This window comes from Kitasatospora sp. NPDC059160, from assembly GCF_042755465.1.
Classification (GTDB): Bacteria; Actinomycetota; Actinomycetes; order Streptomycetales; family Streptomycetaceae; genus Kitasatospora.
Genome location: NZ_JBHZCN010000009.1, coordinates 35,373 through 51,615 on the forward strand (window position 1 = coordinate 35,373; position 16,243 = coordinate 51,615).

17 protein-coding genes and 1 pseudogene are annotated in these 16,243 nt (G+C 74.0%); 11 read left to right on the top strand and 7 right to left on the bottom strand.

Annotation, left to right across the window (positions count from 1 at the left end):
• The first annotated feature begins 46 nt into the window (after positions 1–46).
• The gene (locus ACFXOZ_RS05545) at positions 47–493 is read left to right on the top strand and encodes a nitroreductase family deazaflavin-dependent oxidoreductase (RefSeq protein ID WP_380525536.1); all 447 of its coding nucleotides are present in this window, start codon (positions 47–49) and stop codon (positions 491–493) included.
• 15 nt (positions 494–508) lie between these two features.
• Here ACFXOZ_RS05545 and ACFXOZ_RS05550 read toward each other — a convergent pair whose 3' ends face one another.
• Entirely contained in the window at positions 509–1,279 is a 771-nt protein-coding gene (locus ACFXOZ_RS05550; protein WP_380587666.1) for an alpha/beta fold hydrolase, read from the bottom strand.
• A gap of 108 nt (positions 1,280–1,387) precedes the next feature.
• On the opposite strand from ACFXOZ_RS05550, the gene ACFXOZ_RS05555 reads away from it, so the two are divergent.
• Entirely contained in the window at positions 1,388–2,254 is an 867-nt protein-coding gene (locus ACFXOZ_RS05555; RefSeq protein ID WP_380525538.1) for an AraC family transcriptional regulator, read from the top strand.
• A 247-nt stretch (positions 2,255–2,501) separates the two neighbouring features.
• Here the strand turns inward: ACFXOZ_RS05555 and ACFXOZ_RS05560 are convergent, their stop codons facing one another.
• Entirely contained in the window at positions 2,502–2,951 is a 450-nt protein-coding gene (locus ACFXOZ_RS05560; RefSeq protein ID WP_380525575.1) for a hypothetical protein, read from the bottom strand.
• Between the two features lie 421 nt (positions 2,952–3,372).
• Between ACFXOZ_RS05560 and ACFXOZ_RS05565 the strand changes: the two genes are divergently transcribed.
• The 6 genes from ACFXOZ_RS05565 to ACFXOZ_RS05590 all read left to right on the top strand — a co-directional run bounded on the left by ACFXOZ_RS05565 (position 3,373) and on the right by ACFXOZ_RS05590 (position 9,527).
• On the top strand, positions 3,373–4,932 hold the full coding sequence (locus tag ACFXOZ_RS05565; RefSeq protein WP_380587669.1) for a DUF2079 domain-containing protein: 1,560 nt from the start codon (positions 3,373–3,375) through the stop codon (positions 4,930–4,932).
• A 126-nt stretch (positions 4,933–5,058) separates the two neighbouring features.
• Positions 5,059–6,054, top strand: coding sequence for a phosphotransferase family protein (locus ACFXOZ_RS05570; protein WP_380587672.1), 996 nt, complete (start codon positions 5,059–5,061; stop codon positions 6,052–6,054).
• A 116-nt stretch (positions 6,055–6,170) separates the two neighbouring features.
• Positions 6,171–6,578 carry a GntR family transcriptional regulator gene (locus ACFXOZ_RS05575; RefSeq protein ID WP_380587675.1) on the top strand — a complete coding sequence of 136 codons (408 nt, stop codon included), beginning with the start codon at positions 6,171–6,173 and terminating at the stop codon, positions 6,576–6,578.
• A gap of 178 nt (positions 6,579–6,756) precedes the next feature.
• Positions 6,757–7,701, top strand: coding sequence for an ABC transporter ATP-binding protein (locus ACFXOZ_RS05580; protein ID WP_380587678.1), 945 nt, complete (start codon positions 6,757–6,759; stop codon positions 7,699–7,701).
• The gene (locus tag ACFXOZ_RS05585; RefSeq protein WP_380587680.1) at positions 7,698–8,708 is read left to right on the top strand and encodes a hypothetical protein; all 1,011 of its coding nucleotides are present in this window, start codon (positions 7,698–7,700) and stop codon (positions 8,706–8,708) included. The genes ACFXOZ_RS05580 and ACFXOZ_RS05585 overlap by 4 nt, the downstream gene beginning before the upstream one ends.
• Positions 8,709–8,846: 138 nt before the next feature.
• Positions 8,847–9,527 carry a DUF6445 family protein gene (locus ACFXOZ_RS05590; protein ID WP_380587683.1) on the top strand — a complete coding sequence of 227 codons (681 nt, stop codon included), beginning with the start codon at positions 8,847–8,849 and terminating at the stop codon, positions 9,525–9,527.
• Between the two features lie 24 nt (positions 9,528–9,551).
• On the opposite strand, the pseudogene ACFXOZ_RS05595 reads toward ACFXOZ_RS05590, so the two are convergent.
• Positions 9,552–9,725, bottom strand: a pseudogene (locus ACFXOZ_RS05595) (hypothetical protein); the annotation flags it as partial.
• Here ACFXOZ_RS05595 and murQ point away from each other — a divergent pair.
• Positions 9,670–10,620, top strand: a complete 951-nt coding sequence (murQ, locus tag ACFXOZ_RS05600) for an N-acetylmuramic acid 6-phosphate etherase (protein WP_380525543.1) — start codon at positions 9,670–9,672, stop codon at positions 10,618–10,620. The pseudogene ACFXOZ_RS05595 and the gene murQ sit on opposite strands and share 56 nt — an antisense overlap.
• 19 nt (positions 10,621–10,639) lie before the next feature.
• Here murQ and ACFXOZ_RS05605 read toward each other — a convergent pair whose 3' ends face one another.
• From ACFXOZ_RS05605 to ACFXOZ_RS05615, 3 genes are all read right to left on the bottom strand, one after another.
• Positions 10,640–10,978 carry a hypothetical protein gene (locus tag ACFXOZ_RS05605; RefSeq protein WP_380525544.1) on the bottom strand — a complete coding sequence of 113 codons (339 nt, stop codon included), beginning with the start codon at positions 10,976–10,978 and terminating at the stop codon, positions 10,640–10,642.
• 113 nt (positions 10,979–11,091) lie between these two features.
• Entirely contained in the window at positions 11,092–11,604 is a 513-nt protein-coding gene (locus tag ACFXOZ_RS05610; protein WP_380525545.1) for an isochorismatase family protein, read from the bottom strand.
• A gap of 5 nt (positions 11,605–11,609) precedes the next feature.
• Positions 11,610–12,272, bottom strand: a complete 663-nt coding sequence (locus tag ACFXOZ_RS05615; RefSeq protein WP_380587685.1) for a TetR/AcrR family transcriptional regulator C-terminal domain-containing protein — start codon at positions 12,270–12,272, stop codon at positions 11,610–11,612.
• 174 nt (positions 12,273–12,446) lie between these two features.
• Here ACFXOZ_RS05615 and ACFXOZ_RS05620 point away from each other — a divergent pair, with 174 nt between their 5' ends.
• Entirely contained in the window at positions 12,447–13,724 is a 1,278-nt protein-coding gene (locus ACFXOZ_RS05620) for an MFS transporter (protein ID WP_380525547.1), read from the top strand.
• Between the two features lie 192 nt (positions 13,725–13,916).
• Positions 13,917–14,492 (top strand): hypothetical protein, encoded by a 576-nt coding sequence (locus ACFXOZ_RS05625; RefSeq protein ID WP_380525548.1) that lies wholly within the window; start codon positions 13,917–13,919, stop codon positions 14,490–14,492.
• A 30-nt stretch (positions 14,493–14,522) separates the two neighbouring features.
• Here the strand turns inward: ACFXOZ_RS05625 and ACFXOZ_RS05630 are convergent, their stop codons facing one another.
• Entirely contained in the window at positions 14,523–16,091 is a 1,569-nt protein-coding gene (locus ACFXOZ_RS05630) for a glutamate synthase subunit beta (protein ID WP_380587687.1), read from the bottom strand.
• Positions 16,092–16,243: the final 152 nt, after the last annotated feature.

Genomic DNA, 16,243 nt, shown 5'->3' on the forward strand with positions numbered 1-16,243 from the left:
ATGCTTCGCCGACCACATTCAGCGACGTGACGATGGGGTGAATGCGATGCCTCTTGAGGGCGAGTACGAGCCGAGTCCAGCACAGTGGGTACGCGATCAGGTCGAGTTGTACGAGAGTTCGGGCGGCACACAGGGGACGACGCTCTGGGAGACGGGCCTGCCCGTCATCATCCTCACGACGCGCGGCGCGAAGAGCGGCAAGATCCGCAAGACCCCCCTGATGCGCGTGGAACACGAGGGCCGGTACGCGGCCGTGGCCTCGAAGGGCGGCTCCCCGCACCACCCGGTCTGGTACTTCAACGTCACCTCGGACCCGCACGTGGAGCTCCAGGACGGTGCCGTGCGGCAGGACATGACGGCCCGTGAGGTCACGGGAGTCGAGAAGGCCGAGTGGTGGGAACGCGCGGTCGCCGCGTACCCGCCGTACGCCGAGTACCAGGAGAAGACCGACCGCGAGATCCCCGTCTTCGTACTGGAACCCGCACAGGACTAGACCGCCGAGGCCGCGTCACACGCCCGACCGCGCCATCCGGACCGGGGCCGGGACGGTGCCTTCGCCGAGCCCGCCCGGCCCGGCGGGTGCGTCCGGCCCGGCGGGTGCGTCCGCGCCGTCGAGCAGGAGCGCGGCGACCGCCCCCGGGGCCTCGCGCATCGCGTTGTGGCCGGTCGGCAGGTCGTGGACGGTCCAGCCCGGGTCGGCGAGCAGCCGGCTGCGCTGCCCGGCGAAGGGCGTACGGTCCTCCCATGCCGAGCAGTAGACGAACTCGCGGCGGGGGACGGCCGCGTGGGCGCCCGTCAGGTGGACCGTCTGCAGGAAGGCGGCGAGCGGGTGCGGGCGGCGGCGCGGGTCGCCGTCCGGCCGCCACGGGGGGCGGACGGCGTAGCCGGTGACGGCGGCACCGGCGACGAACGACTGCCGGTAGCCCTCGTTCATGAGGGACCAGCAGGAGTCGCCGTCGCGCGGCACGCAGGCGTCCAGGTACACCAGGCGGGAGACCCGGCCGTCGGCGCGGTCAGCGGCAGCCGTGATCACCATTCCGCCGTAGCTGTGACCGACCAGCGTGACGTCCTCCAGGTCGGCCCGCTCCAGCAGGCGGAGCACGTCGGCGGCATGGGTGTCCAGGTTGGCGGCGGCGATCGCGGCGGGATCGTCGTGGGGGTGCAGGCCGGTCAGGGTCAGGGCGTGGACGGCGTGACCGGCCCGCTCCAGCAGCGGAACCACCGCCTCGAACGCCCAGGCGCCGTGCCAACCACCGGGGACCAGAACGAACGTCGCCATGGGACTTCTCCTTCTCACACTGCTCGGCCGTGGCGCCGGAGGCCACCGCTCACGACCAGAAGTCTGGTCGCGGCGCGTCATGGCGTGCTACCGGTAGAGTGCCAATCGATGCCTGGTCCCCGCCAAGCCCGCCCGGAAGCCGGCGCCACGTCCCTGACCTGGCCCTCCGGCGGGCGTCACCTGTGGTCCTCCGGGGGTAGCAGCGAGGAACGGGTGCACGCGCGCGGGCACCTGGTGTACGCGGCCAGCGGCGTGCTGGTGCTGCACACCGAGAGCGGGACGTCGATCGTCCCGGCCAACCGGGTCGCCTGGACGCCGGCCGGATTCGCCCACCGCCACCGCGCCCACGGGGACACGGACATGCGGATCGTCTTCCTGCCGCCCTCCCTGGCCCGGCTGGTGCCGGGGCGTCCGGCGGTGTTCTGCGTCTCGGGTCTGGCGCGGGAGGTCCTGCTCGCCCTGACCGGCCCACGCGGTGACGGAAGCCGAAGCGGGGGCCACAGCGGAGGCCAAGCCGGGGACAACGGCAAGGACGAAGAGGGCGGCATCGAGGGCGGCGCGGTGCCCGGTTACGGACGCGCCGCGCGTCAGCGCCTGCTGCGGGTCCTGGTCGAGGAACTGCGCGAGGCGGACGAAGAACCACTGCATCTGCCGCACCCGCGCGACGACCGACTGCGGGCGGTCGAGCGGATCCTGTCCGGAACGCCCGCCGATGCCACCACGCTGGCCGGGCTCGGCCGACAGGTCGGCGCCAGCTCCCGCACCCTGAGCCGGCTGCTGCGCGACGAACTCGGCATGACCTTCTACGAGTGGCGGACGCAGTTGCGCGTGCACCACGCGCTCGTCCTCCTCGCCGAGGGCCACGACATCACCCACACCGCGCATGCCTGCGGCTGGGCCAACCCGAGCGGCTTCATCGCCGCGTTCACCGACCTCGTCGGCACGACCCCGGGCCGCTACCGGTCCGGTCACTGACTCGAGCCGAGGTCGGGCCCACCGCTCCACACGACAAATTGACGAACCATCGGATCGATGCATGACGACGGCCCGCCGCGTGCAAGGAAGTTGCACGCAACGGGCCGCCGACAACGCGCCGTACGGGCGGGCTGCCCCCGCCCCGCGCGTCACCCACTCACACCTGCCACCGCAGAACCGGCCGACTCGGAGCCGAAGGCCCGGTCCGTCAACACGCCCTCCGGCAGGGCAGGTTGGGCAGTGATGGTCAGCGCACGGTCACGGTGAACACGGGCGAGGCGGTGTTCCCACTGACGATGCGCAGCTCGTTCAGGCCCTTGATGCCGAGCTTGACGCCGAGCGAGTAGGCGCCGTTGCGGTTGGTCTGCACGGAGGCGGGCAGGGAGACCCACTTGCCGTGCTGCTTCTGCTGGAGAGTGACCGTGCTGCCGGCCTTGAGGCCGCTGGTGGTACCGGTGACCCGGAACAGCTCCCAGGCGTTCACCGAACTGACCGACGACTTGGCGGTGATGGAGGCGGACGCGGACACGGCGGCGGACGCCGGCGCGGCGTCGGAGGCGGAGGTGGAGACGACAACCGCGGTCGCGGTCGCGGGGAGGGCCGGCGTGGCCGCCATGGCGGTGCCCGCCGTTCCGACGAGCAGCGCGCCCAGGGTGACGACGGCGGCCAGGCGCAGGGAGTTCCGCTTGGAGACGATCACTGGTGGACCCCTTTCAGGGGAGGTGGTCGTTCGACCCGAAGCACGGTCGGTGCGATCGGGTGCTGTCATCAAGGAGGACGTCCCACCCGGCGCCACCGGTTGTGTGCGGAACGTCACTGTCATGTAACAGTCGCCTCGCCCGCCCGAACTCCCCAACCGGCAGTGCCGGTAGGCCCGTTCCAGCTCTCCCAAGGCCCCCTCCCGACCCCCGGGCCCCAGGTTCCTCAGCCCTGCGCCTGGACCGACTCCTCCCGCCGCCGACCGCCTGACACCCCCGCCGGGCGCCTCCGCCGGGCGCCTCCGCCGGGCGCCTCCGGGCAGCACGAAGGCCCGGTCGGCGCTGCCGGACCGGGAGTTGACGCCTGCGCGCCCTTCCACCACCCTTTCACTAATCGAATAGTGAAAGGGTACTTTCTCGATGCCTGTCGCCTTCGCCCCGCTCGACCCATCGAGCCCATCGAGCCCATCGAGCCCACCGGGCCTGCAGAGCCCGCCCCGCCCGCGCCAACGCCTTCGCCCCACCCGCCTCCTGCACGTTGTCCGGCTCCCCCACCACCCCGCCGTCCTGGCCTGGGGCCTGGCCGCCGTCTTCGCCACGCTCTACACCTGCGTCGGCGTCAACCGCCACCGGCGAGGCCTCACCAAGGCCTACGACCTGGGGATCTTCGAGCAGGCCGTCCGGGCGTACGCCGACGGCCGGGCGCCGATCGTGCCGCTCAAGGCGCCCGGCTACGACCTCCTGGGCGATCACTTCCACCCGCTGCTCGCCGTCCTCGCCCCCGCCTACCGCGGGTTCCCGAGCCCGCTCACCCTGGTGGTCGCCCAGGCCCTGCTGATGGCGCTGGCCGTCGTCCCGCTCACCCGCTGGGCGCACCAGGTGGCCGGGCCTCGGGTGGCGCTGCTGGTCGGCTGCGCCACCGGGGCCTCCTGGGGGATCGTCCGGGCCGCGGCGGACGACTTCCACGAGATCGCGTTCGCCGTCCCGCTGCTCGCCTTCGCCGCCACCGCGCTCGGCCGGCGCCGACCACGCGCCGCCGCACTCTGGTCACTGCCGCTGCTGCTGGTGAAGGAGGACCTGGGGCTGACGGTGGCCGCCGTCGGCCTGCTGATCGCCCACCAGGCCCGGCAGGACCGACGCACTCCGCTGCCCGGATTCGCCCTCGCCCTCACCGGTGTCGCCGCGACCGCGCTCACCCTGCTCGTCGTCCTGCCCGCGTTCAACCCCAACGGGGGCTTCGACTACTGGCAGCAACTGGACGCCGGCGGCGGGCAGGCGGCCCCGCTCTGGACGCTCCCGCTCCGCCTCTGCTGGCCGCCGATCAAGTGGCTGCTGCTGTTCCTGCTGGCCGCCACCACCGGCTTCCTCGGCCTGCGCTCACCGCTCGCCCTGCTCTGCGCACCCACCCTGGCCTGGCGGCTGCTCTCGACCAACCCGCACTACTGGGGCGTCAGTTACCACTACAGCGCGGTACTGATGCCGATCGCGTTCGCCGCCCTGGTCGACGCCGTCCAGCGCGCCCGCGCCAATGCCCGTGCCACCGAAACCGACACCGCCACCGCCACGGGCCCGGCACCCGCCACCCCCCGCCGGGTCCGGCGCGCCCTCGCCGTGACCGCCCTGGTGACGGTCGTGACGCTGCCGCTCTACCCGCTGCACGAGGTGGTGATGCCCGAGGCCTGGAGCACCTCACCCCGGCTCACCGAGACCCGGGCGATGCTCCGCCTGATACCCGACGACACCACCGTCGCCGCCTCCAACCGGCTCGCCGCCCAGCTCACCGGCCGGGCGGAGGTCACCCTGGTGTGCCAGGACCCGGTCGGCCCCGGCCCGGACTGGGTGGCCGTCGACCTGCGCGATCCGAGCGTGCAGTCCCCGTGCGCCACCGCCGCCACCGCCCGCATGCTGGCCGCCTACCAGAGCCAGGGCTACCACCGACTGATCGACCGGGACGGCCTGCTGCTCCTCAAACACCCCTGATCGACCCGCCGCCCGCTCGCCCGCGGGTCGGTCGGTCGGTCAGCATCACGATGGTCCATGGAAAGGTGCCGTCATGCCGCTGAAAGCCCTTGCCCGCTACCGTCCGGATGATGAGGTGGACCCGTGATGAACCACCATGACGTCCAAGCTGTCAGCCCGTTGACACTCGCCTGGGTTCACCGGCAACTGGCGGCGGGCGAACGGATCGTCGGTACCGAAGTGCTGCACGGCGGCATCACCGCCGACGTCCGGAGGCTGACCGTCGCCACCCGGGACGGAGGCACCCGCGATCTGGTGCTGCGGTCGTTCGTCGACCCGTTCTCCGTGGAGCGCGCCGAGGACTGGCTGCGCAGGGAGGCCGGCGCCCTGACACTGCTGGTGGGGACCGGTGTGACGGCTCCCGGGCTGGTCGCGGTCGATCCGACCGCCGCGCACTGCGAGTACCCGTCGCTCCTCATGACACATCTGGCGGGCCGAACGGTCCTTGAGGACGAGGGACTGGAGACGCGCGTCCCGCTGCTGGCCCGGCAGCTCGTGGCGATCCACGCCGTGCGACCCGCCGAGCGGCCCCGGGAGTACGAGGCGTTGACGACCGCCGACACCGTCGTGGTGCCGAAGGGCGCCGACGCGGCGGCATGGGCCGCAGCGATCGACGTGATCCGCAGGCCCGCGCCGCGCTACGAAGGGCGGTTCCTGCACCGGGACTTCCAACCCGGCAACGCGCTGTTCCACGTGCCGTCCGACACCCCGTCCAACGCACCCGTCGACGCGCCGCCCGCGAGGTCAGCGGGTACGCGGATCACCGGCGTCGTCGACTGGGCCGCCGCCTCCTGGGGTCCGGCGGACCTCGATGTGGCGCACTGCTCCACCAATCTCGCGCTGCTGCACGGCCCGGCCTGGGGGCAGCGGTTCGCCGAGGCGTACGAGGAGGCCGGCGGGGTGCTGGCCTCGGCCGCGAGCGAGCGACTGTACTGGCAGGTTCGGGACCCCCTCGCCTGCTCGGAGGAAGTGCGGCCGGTGGCGCGGGCATGGCGGGATGCGGGGAGGGCGGAACTGACGACGCGAGCCGTGGAGGAACGGCTGGACGCCTACGTCACCGCCCTGATGGCCGCGTTGGGCTGAGCCGAGGCGGTCCGGGGCCCGACGGTCCCGCACGGACGTACCCCCGCCCCGGCTTGACCCGCGGGCCACCGTGGTCCACCATTCCACTATTGAACTAGTGAAAGGCCGCAACGGGTGTGATCGAGTACCGCATCGATCGGCGCAGCGGGGTCTCCACGTACCAGCAGATCGTGCAGCAGACCAAGCAGGCCCTGCGACTGGGGATGCTGGAGCCCGGGGACAAGCTGCCGACCGCCCGCGAGGTGGTCGAACTGACCGCCATCAACCCCAACACCGTGCTCAAGGCCTACCGCGAACTCGAACGCGAGGGACTGGTCGAGCCCCGCCCGGGGCTCGGCACCTTCGTCCGGCGTTCGCTCGCCCGGCCGGAGGCGGCGGCGGACGGACCGCTTCGCGCGGACCTCGTCAGCTGGGTGGACCGGGCCCGCGAGGCCGGGCTGGAACGCGAGGACATCGCCGCACTGATGGCGTCCGCGCTGGAGCAACGCTTCGACGCCGGGGTTCCGCCGACGCCACCGAACTGACCCGCGCCGGACCACACGCCGGACAGCACGCCCGACATGCACGCCCGAACCGGACACCGGAACCGGGCACTGGAAACAGGCGTCGGAAACGGGCGGCCGGCCGCACCGAACAGCCACACACCACAGCCGTACGCCGGGCCGCCCGGCAGCACCGAACCGAGAACAGTGGGGGGACCGGGTGAACGACCCGACAACCGTGACTCCGGCGTTGGAGGCCGTCGGGCTGGGCAGGCGGTACCGGGGTGAATGGGCCCTGAACGCCTGCGACTTCACCGTCCCGACCGGACGGATCTGCGGGGTGGTCGGCCCCAACGGCGCGGGCAAGAGCACCCTGCTCTCCCTCGCTGCCCGCCAACTCACTCCGACCGAGGGTGAGTTGCGAGTGTTCGGCGCGACCGCCGACACCCGCGAGGAGCGCGCCCGGGTCGCCTACGTGGCACAGGACAAGCCGCTCTACCCGGGACTCACCGTGGCCGAGACCCTCCGGATGGGCCGCGAGCTCAATCCGGTCTGGGACGAGGAGACCGTCGAACAGATCATCGACCAGGGCGAGTTGCGCCTCAGGGCCCGGATCGGCTCGCTGTCCGGCGGCCAGCGCACCCGGGTCTCGCTGGCGCTCGCCCTCGGCAAGCGCCCCGACCTGCTGCTGCTCGACGAGCCGATGGCCGACCTCGACCCGCTCGCCCGGCACCAGCTCATGGGCACCCTGATGTCGGCCGCCGCCGAGCGCGGCACGACCATCGTGGTGTCCTCGCACATCCTCCCGGAGCTGGACGGCGTGATCGACCACCTGCTGCTGGTCCAGCGCGGACGGATCCGGCTCTCCGGCGACCTGGACGACATCCTCGCGGGGCACCAGCTGCTCACCGGCCCCGCCGACGGCGCCGACCTCCCGCCCGGCCTCGTGGTCGAGCAGCGGTCCGCCGGCCGCCGGCTGACCGCACTCGTGCGCACCGGCGAGCCGCTGGACGGTCCCTGGGAGAGCGAACGGCCCAGCCTGGACGAGCTGCTGCTCGGCTACCTCCGCGCCCCGGCCGAACCGACCCCGACCAGGCCCGCACCTGCCGAGCCCGCCCCGGACACCACCGGCACCGCCCCGGCGAACGACGAGAAGGCAGCATGAGCACGGACGTCCTGACCGACCCCGCGAAGCCCGCTCCCGCCCCCGGGTCCGCCACCCCGGACCGGTCCGGAACCCCCCGACTGCGCGGCCTGCTCTGGCTGACGTGGCGTCAGAATCGGCTTCTGCTCTGGGTCCTGGCGGCACTGCTGGTCCTGCTGGCGGCCGACCTCCTGTGGATCCACGTCGTCGCCCAGCACATCACGGGCGCGCTGCGGCGGACGGGCTGCTACAGCCCCGAGAGCTGGGACAGCAACAAGTGCTGGATCCTCCTCTCGCCGATCAACCGACCAAACTTCTGGTTCGTCTCCGTGCTCCAGCCGGTGGTCACCGCCGTCCCGCTGTTGATCGGCGTGTTCGTCGGCGCTCCGCTGCTGGCCCAGGAGCACGAGCGCGGCACGATCCGCCTGATCCGTGCCCAGTCCGTCGGTCCCGTGCGCTGGCTGGCCGCCCGCCTCGCGGTGCCGGGACTCGCGGTGCTGGCCGTCACCGGCGTGCTCGCCTCGCTGATGACCTGGGTGTGGTGGACGGACATCGTGCACGGTCCGGTGGCCTTCGACCCGCCGTTCCAGTTCTTCACCTACCCGGCCCTCGGCATCGCGCCGGTCGCCTGGTCGCTGTTCGCGCTGGCCCTGGGCGTCCTGGTCGGCCAGGTGCTGCGCCGGACGCTGCCCGCGATGTTCCTCACCGGCGCCCTGGTCGCGGTGACCCACAGCCTGGTCCGCTGGGCGCGCCCGTCCTTCTACCCCACCGTCGACGTCGTGGCCCCCCTCCGGGCCATGCAGCCCACCAACGCGTGGCTGGTCGACACGAAGACCGTCCTGCCCGACGGCAGCCGGGTCGACTCCGTCGCGTGCATCGAGACGCACCGGTGCGACGGGGCCACCGGCACCTGGCTGAGCTACCACCCCTCCTCCCACCTCGTCCCGGTCCAACTCGTCGAGGCCGGAATCCTGTTGGTGCTCACCGCCCTCGCCCTGGCGGCCGCCTTCCGCCTCGTCCGCCGGTAGCCCTCCCGCAGCCCGGCGACACCACTCCGACAGCGCCCGGCGCCGGGCATCACCCCCCTCCCCACCTGCGGCGCACTTGACGAAAGGTTGACCTGTTCACGGCAGATAGTTGACGACCGGCGCCCCTATGGTCGGCCCATGCCCTCACAGCCCATCAGGCCGACCGCCCTGCCGGTCCTCCCCTACCGCAAGCCCACCCGCGGCCGGGACTACTGGGTCCTGGACAACGTCCTGCCCGACCCGGACGCCGTCCGCGAGCGCGTCCTGGCCCGCGGCGACTGGACCGAGGGCTACCCGTACCGCCCCGAGACCTGGCCCGGCCTGCGCACCATGCCCGGCCTGGAACCGGACGAGCTGGCCCGGGTCGAGGCCCAGGTCCGCAAGGCCACCGGCGCCTCCCGGCTCTGGGTGCAGAGCACCCCCGGCGGCGGCACGCTCAACCACAACTGCGTCCAGGTCGTCGGCGCCGGGGAGTCGGAGTCCCGCCCGCACACCGACTCCCGCGCGCTCTGCCGCTACGCCGCCGTGCTCTACCTGAGCCCCGGCGCCCCCAAGGACGCCGGCACCAGCTTCTACCGCCAGCAGTTCCCCGGCGGCCGCCTCGGGGGCAACCTGGTCAACGCCCCGCACAACAACCTGGTCGAGGCGCTCGGCACCCGGCACGTCCCCGCCGACCACTTCACCGAGGACGTCCGAGTCCCCAACCGCTACAACCAACTGCTCCTCTACCACGCCAACCTGATCCACAGCGCCACCGACTACTACGGCGCGGAGCTGGCGGACCGCCGGATGACCGCCGTGTTCTTCTGGATGGCCTGACGGATGGCCTGATGGCTGGCCCGACGGATGGCCCGACGGATGGCCAGATGGCTGGCCTGATGGCTGGCCCGACCGGCTGACCACGCCGGGCCGGGACCCCGCGGACCGGTTCGAGCGGCGCCCGCCCGGGGACGCTCCCCGCATGAACCCCGACGCCGTACCCCCCACCGAGACGGTCCGCCCCGACTGGGCCGCCATCGACCGGCTGCCCACCGCCGACCTGCTCCGCCTGATGAACGCCGAGGACCGCGCCGTCCCCGTGACCGTCGCCGGGCAGCTGGCGCGGATCGCCGCCGTGGTCGACGCGGCGGCGGCGAGGATGGCGCGCGGCGGGCGGCTGGTCTACGCCGGGGCGGGCACGGCCGGGCGGCTCGGGGTGCTGGACGCCGCCGAGTGCCCGCCGACCTTCGGCACCGACCCCGGGCTGGTGGTGGGCCTGATCGCGGGCGGCCGGAGCGCCGTGACGGAGGCCGCCGAGGGCGCCGAGGACCGCACCGACCTCGCCGAGGCCGACGTGGCGGCGCTCGCCCTGACCCCGGACGACACCCTGGTGGGCGTCTCCGCCTCGGGTCGCACCCCGTACGCGCTCGCCGCCGTGGGCGCCGCCCGGGCGGCCGGGGCGCTGACCGTCGGGCTGGCCTGCAACCGCGGCTCGGCGCTGGTGGCGGCGGCGGAGCTGGGGATCGAGGTGGAGGTCGGCCCCGAGGTGCTGGCCGGCTCCACCCGGTTGAAGGCGGGCACCGCGCAGAAGCTGGTGCTCAACATGCTGTCCACGTCGGTGATGATCCGCCTCGGCCGGACGTACGGAAACCTGATGGTCGATCTGCGGGCCACCAACGTCAAACTCCGCGAGCGCGCCCGCCGGATCGTCGCGGAGGCCACCGGTGCCGACGCCCCGACGGTCGACCGCGCCCTCACCGCCACCGACGGCCGGACGAAGGACGCCGTCCTGCTGCTGCTCGCCGACGTGGACGCACCCACCGCCGCCCGGCTCCTCACGGCCTCGGCCGGACGGCTCCGCGACGCCCTCGAACTCGCCCGCCGCCAGCGCCCGTTGCCCGGCCCGGACCCGCTGGAACCCGGCAGGGTCTGACCGGGCGGCCACGACCACCTCACGCGGGGAACACGGGGTCCCCGTCCTCGCCGGTCCACGGCCACCGGTCCGGCTCCCGGCCGAGGGCCCGCCAGACGGCGTGTGCGGCGGCGAACTTCACGTCACCGGGGCCGGTGTCCGCCGGGGCCGTGACGATCTCCACGACCGAGACGAGGACGCCACGGGCCTCCTCGGGCAGCCGCATCAGCGCGTACCGGGCGCCGTCCCGCGCCTCCTCCCGGAACCGTTCCGCCTCTGCGCAGCCGGCGCCCACCGCGATCCCGAAGGACGCTCCGCGCCCGCCGGACACCTCGGCGACGACCCGCACCGCCGGTCCGGCGGCCACAGCGACGTGCACGGTCACCTGGGCGTAGCGCGACCATCGAGCGGTCTGGCGCGACAACCGGTGGGTACCCTCCACCGCTCACCCCCCGATCAGCACAGGAACCGGGCCGGGAACCCGAATCCGCACTACCCCAGCCGCAGGTCCGCGGCCGCCACGACCTCTCCCAGGCGCGGGAAGTCCAGCTCCACCGAGGCCCGGTGCTCCGCCTCCGTCAGCCCGGCCATCGCGTCCTCGACGAACACCAGCCGGTAGCCGTGGTCGGCGGCCGCGCGGGCGGTCGACTCCACACCGAGGTTGGTCGCGATCCCGGCGAGGACGAGCGTCTCCACTCCCCGGGCCCGGAGCAGTTCGTGCAGTCCGGTGCCCTGGAAGGCGCCGATGGTGCGCTTCACCACGACCTCGTCGGCCGCCGCCTCGACCTCGGCCACCAGCCCGCTGCCGGGCGGCTGTTCGGCGACGCCCGGCCGCTCGACCCGCACCGCGACGACCGGGGCGCCGGCCGCACGGAAGTCCTCGGCGAGGCGCAGCGAGGCCGCCACGACCTCCGGACCGGAGTGCGGCGCGAGCTGGTTGGCGACGATCCGGTCCATCAGGTCGATCAGGACCAGGGCCGTACTACGGGGATCAAGGGTGGTCATGGCGCTCACGCTAGCCCATCGCCCACGGCACCCGAACCCTCCGCCGCCTCCCGGGCGATCTCCGCCCGGAACCCCTCCACCAGCACCCGCAGCCCGTAGTCGAAGTCGGCGTCGTGGTCGGTCATCCGCAGCACGTCGGCGGCCTCGCTCAGCAGCGGCAGCTCGCGCAGCGCCTCGTCGGGGAACGGCGGCCGGGTGCGCTGCGCGGCGTCCTGTCGCCAGGCCTGTTCCTCGGTGACCCAGCCCATGATGTAGCGGTCGACGGTCAGCAGCAGTCGCAGTGCGGTGCGCGGGCGCAGCCCGGCCCGGCACAGCGCGCTCAACTGGGCCTCGATGGCCGGGAGTTCGTCCTCGGTCGGCAGGGTGCCGGCGTGCACCCGGGCGCCGTCACGGTAGGCCAGCAGGGCGTTGCGCTTGGCCCGGGCGTCGGCGGTGATCCAGTCGGGCCAGTGCTCCGGGTCCGGCTCGCGGTCGGGCGGGAGGGCCTCGGCGAGCATCGCCTCGGCCATCAGGTCGAGCAGTTCCCGCTTGTTCTTGAAGTGCCAGTACAGCGCCGGTGACTGCACGCCCAGCTCGCGGGCGAGCCGGCGGGTACTGAGCCCGTCGATGCCCTCCTCGTTGAGCACGCGCAGCGCGGTGCGCACCACTTCGTCGCGTTGCAGCGCCATCCGATCGGCCTCCCGGTAATCCGCTTGCGGGGCCACCTTATCGCCGCTAAGTTCCGACCCGGACTTTATCAGTGATAAGGAGGCAATGCCCGCCACGACAACCACTGCCGCGACAACCACTGCTACGACGACCACTGCCGCGACGCCCACCCACCCGACACCCAAGGACCCCGCATGACCCCAGGAACGGACCGCCGACGGTCCCGACTGCTCCCCGACACCACCCCCTGGCGCACCTCCCGGGACTTCCGCCTCACCTGGACCTCCGGCACGGTCACCCTGCTCGGCTCGGTCTTCACCATGACCGCGATCCCGCTCCAGATCGCCGACCTCACCGGCTCACCGCTCGCCGTCGGAGCCGTCGGAGCGGTCGAACTCGTGCCCACCGTCCTGTTCGGCCTCTACGGAGGCGTGCTCGCCGACCGCGCCGACCGCCGCAGCGTCGCCCTGGCCTGCGAAGTCGCCCTGGCCGTCCTGAGCACCCTGCTACTGGCCAACGCGCTGCTCGGGGCACCCGCCGTCTGGCCGCTCTACCTGGCCGCCGGCCTGGCGGCGGCCGTCCAGGGCATCCAGCAGCCCTCGGTGCAGGCGATGGTCCCGCGGCTGGTCCCGCCGGAGCAGCTGGTGGCGGCCGGGGCGCTGCTCTCGCTGCGCTGGAGCATCGGCGGCGTGGCCGCGCCGGCCGCCGCGGGAGTGCTGATCGCGACCAGCGGGGCCCCGGCCGCGTACTTGGTCGACCTGGCCACCTTCCTGCTGTCCATCGCCCTGCTCGCCCGGGTGCGGCCCGTCCCCTCGGAGCGGGACGCCGAGGCGCCGCCGCTGCGCGACCTCACCGAGGGCGTCCGGTACGCGGCCCGCCGGCCCGACCTGCTGGGCACCTACCTGGCCGACCTGGCCGCCACCGTGTTCGCCCTGCCCACCGCCCTGTTCCCCTTCCTCGCCGGGGAGCTGGACGCGACCTGGGCGCTGGGCCTGCTCTACTCGGCGTCCGCCGCCGGGAGCCTGCTCGCCGCCACCACCGGCGGGTGGACGGAACGGGTGCACCGGTACGGACGGCCGGTCCTGCTCTCCGCCGCCCTGGTGGGCGCGGCCACCGCCGCGGCCGCCGTCGCCCCGGGCCTGTGGGCCGTGCTGCTCTGCCTGGCCGTCGCGGGCGCCGCCCACTGGATCGGCGACACCTTCCGCAGCGCCCTGTGGAACCGGTCCATCCCGGACGAGCTGCGCGGCCGCGCCGCCGGCCTGGAGCTGCTGATCGGCTCCGCCGGACCGGCCCTCGGCGACCTGCGGGCCGGCGGCCTCGCCGCCCGGCAGGGCATCCGGGCCGCACTGGGCACCGGCGGCCTGCTCTGCCTGGGCAGCAGCGCCCTGCTCGCCGCGGCACTTCCGGCGCTCTGGCGCTACGACCAGCGCACGCCTGCCACGGCGGAGGCCGGGGCCCGCCCCGCGCCGTGAGGGTGCCGGGCGCGCCCGGCCCGCCCACCGACTCCACCAGGTCCACGTCAAGCGAACTCTTGCCCCGCCCGCATTGACTGACGCTTTGTCAACAATTCACCATCCCCTGTCTACCCGCATAGATCCGCCACTGCTGACATGGACACACACCGCCCGGCAGCCCGTGCCGGGCCCGTGACAGGGAGCTCCCCCATGCTTCGCGCCCACCGACTCGCCCCCGCTGTCGCCACCGCGGTGCTCGCCGCGGCCGCCCTCGCGACCGCCGGCACCGCGCACGCCGCCCCCGCCTCCACCTCCGCCGCGCACGCCCGCGCCGCCCTCGACGCCACCTGTTCGCAGGCCTACCTCCCGCTGCCCGACCCCGCCTGCACCCCGGGCGCCACCAACCCGGACGTCACCCAGGACACCATCGACTCCACCATCTGCGTCCCGGGCTACAGCACCTCGATCCGCCCCTCCACCAGCTACACCAACCGCTTGAAGGTCCAGCAGATCGCCCAGTACGGCTACGAGGACACCAGCACGGCCGACTACGAGGAGGACCACTTCATCCCGCTGTCCCTCGGCGGCCACCCCACCGACCCGAACAACCTCTGGCCGGAGCCCCACTACGCCACCGACTCCAGCGGCCTGACCTCCACCGACAAGGACACCGTGGAGTACAAGCTCTACCGCGCGGTCTGCAACCACCAGGTCGCCCTGGTGCCCGCCCAGCAGGCCATCGCCACCAACTGGACCACCGCGCTGTCCGTCCTCGGCCTGGGCTGACGCCCGGCCGTCCGGCGCGGGCCCCGCGTCTCACAGCGTGAGGGCCCGTGCCGACGCCCTTACCGGGGACGGGAGTTCGGTCCGCCCGCGCAGGTAGCGGTCCACCGCCGCGGCCGCCGCCCGGCCCTCCGCGATCGCCCAGACGATCAGCGACTGGCCCCGCCCGGCGTCCCCCGCGACGAACACCCCGTCGGCGGCGGTGCCGAACCCGTCGTCCCGCTCCAGCGTCCCCTCCGGCCCGATGCCCAGCCCGAGTTGGGCGTACAGCGGCTGGTCCGGCTCCGGCCCGACGAAGCCCAGCGCGAGCAGCGCCAGCTGCGCCGGGAGCACCCGCTCGGTGCCCGCCCGGGGGCCGCGGTCGCCCGGCTCCGCCTCGGCGTAGCGGACGGCCGCCAGCCGCCCGTCCGGCCCCGGCTCGAACCCGACCGTGACCGCCGCGAACACCCGCCCGCCGGCCGAGGACGACCGGCCCTCCTCCCCCGACGTCGCCCGCTCCTCGCCCGACGACGCCCCCTCCTCACCCGACGACGACAGCGACAGCGACGACGCCCCCGCCCGCCCCGCCAACTCCTCGTGCGAGGTGGTCTCCCGGTACACCTTGGGGTGGACCGGCCAGGGCTGCCCCGGCCCGCGCCGCTCCGGCGGACACGGGTTGATGTCCAGCTGGGTCACCGAGGCCGCACCCTCGCGCAGCGCCGTCCCCAGGCAGTCGGAGGCGGTGTCCCCGCCGCCGACGACGACCACCCGCCGCCCCCGCGCGGACAGCGGCGAGACCGCCCGGTCCCCCTCGTCCACCCGGTTCGCCCAGGTCAGGTACTCCATCGCCGGGTGCACTCCGGCCAGCTCGCACCCGGGCACGGCCGGCACCCGCCAGGCACCGGCCCCCACCGCGACCACCACCGCGTCGTACCCGGCCCGCAGCTGCTCCCCGGTGACGTCCCGCCCGGCCCACACCCCGGTGCGGAACTCGGTGCCCTCGGCCCGCAGCTGCGCCAGCCGCCGTTCCAGCCGGTGCTTCTCCAGCCGGAACGGCGGGATCCCGTAGCGCAGCAGCCCGCCCGCCCGGTCGGCCCGTTCGTAGACGGTGGTGGCGTGGCCGGCCCGGGTCAGCTGCTGGGCGGCGGCCAGCCCGGCCGGCCCGGAGCCGATCACCGCCACCCGCCCGCCCGGTTCCGGCCGCTCGGGCGGCTGCGCCGCGTCCCAACCCTCGGCCCAGGCCCGGTCGGCGATCGCCAGTTCCACGTTCTTGATCGTCACCGCGTCCCCGTCGATCGCCAGCACGCAGGCGCTCTCGCACGGGGCCGGGCAGAGCCGCCCGGTGAACTCCGGGAAGTTGTTCGTCGCCAGCAGCCGGGCGGCCGCGGCCCGCCAGTCCGCGTCCGCGACCAGCCGGTTCCACTCCGGCACCAGGTTCCCCAGCGGACAGGCCGCGTGGCAGAACGGCAGCCCGCAGTCCATGCAGCGCTCCGCCTGTCCGCCCACCAGCGGCAGCAGTGCCCCCGGCCGGTACACCTCCCGCCGGTCCCCCAGCCGCTCCCGGGCGTCCCGGCGCGCCCGCTCCGCGCGCGGGGTGGTGAGGAAGGCCATCCGCTCTGCCATCGAGGCCTCCGGCGGGGCGTACCGAAAGGGTCCGGCGGCCCACCCGGCGGCACGCCACCGTGTGGCCACCGTACGCCCACGAAGCGGCGCGCGACACCCGCGCCGGCCGGGAATCCGTGCCCCCGCTCTCCACTGCCGTGAGCACGCCAGGG

Excerpts from the sequence above, each read along its gene's own strand:
- ACFXOZ_RS05545 (WP_380525536.1), top strand. The coding sequence starts at position 47 with ATGCCTCTTGAGGGCGAGTACGAGCCGAGTCCAGCACAGTGGGTACGC.
- ACFXOZ_RS05550 (WP_380587666.1), bottom strand. The coding sequence starts at position 1,279 with ATGGCGACGTTCGTTCTGGTCCCCGGTGGTTGGCACGGCGCCTGGGCG.
- ACFXOZ_RS05555 (WP_380525538.1), top strand. The coding sequence starts at position 1,388 with ATGCCTGGTCCCCGCCAAGCCCGCCCGGAAGCCGGCGCCACGTCCCTG.
- ACFXOZ_RS05565 (WP_380587669.1), top strand. The coding sequence starts at position 3,373 with ATGCCTGTCGCCTTCGCCCCGCTCGACCCATCGAGCCCATCGAGCCCA.
- ACFXOZ_RS05570 (WP_380587672.1), top strand. The coding sequence starts at position 5,059 with ATGAACCACCATGACGTCCAAGCTGTCAGCCCGTTGACACTCGCCTGG.
- ACFXOZ_RS05585 (WP_380587680.1), top strand. The coding sequence starts at position 7,698 with ATGAGCACGGACGTCCTGACCGACCCCGCGAAGCCCGCTCCCGCCCCC.
- ACFXOZ_RS05590 (WP_380587683.1), top strand. The coding sequence starts at position 8,847 with ATGCCCTCACAGCCCATCAGGCCGACCGCCCTGCCGGTCCTCCCCTAC.
- murQ (WP_380525543.1), top strand. The coding sequence starts at position 9,670 with ATGAACCCCGACGCCGTACCCCCCACCGAGACGGTCCGCCCCGACTGG.
- ACFXOZ_RS05610 (WP_380525545.1), bottom strand. The coding sequence starts at position 11,604 with ATGACCACCCTTGATCCCCGTAGTACGGCCCTGGTCCTGATCGACCTG.
- ACFXOZ_RS05615 (WP_380587685.1), bottom strand. The coding sequence starts at position 12,272 with ATGGCGCTGCAACGCGACGAAGTGGTGCGCACCGCGCTGCGCGTGCTC.
- ACFXOZ_RS05620 (WP_380525547.1), top strand. The coding sequence starts at position 12,447 with ATGACCCCAGGAACGGACCGCCGACGGTCCCGACTGCTCCCCGACACC.
- ACFXOZ_RS05625 (WP_380525548.1), top strand. The coding sequence starts at position 13,917 with ATGCTTCGCGCCCACCGACTCGCCCCCGCTGTCGCCACCGCGGTGCTC.
- ACFXOZ_RS05630 (WP_380587687.1), bottom strand. The coding sequence starts at position 16,091 with ATGGCAGAGCGGATGGCCTTCCTCACCACCCCGCGCGCGGAGCGGGCG.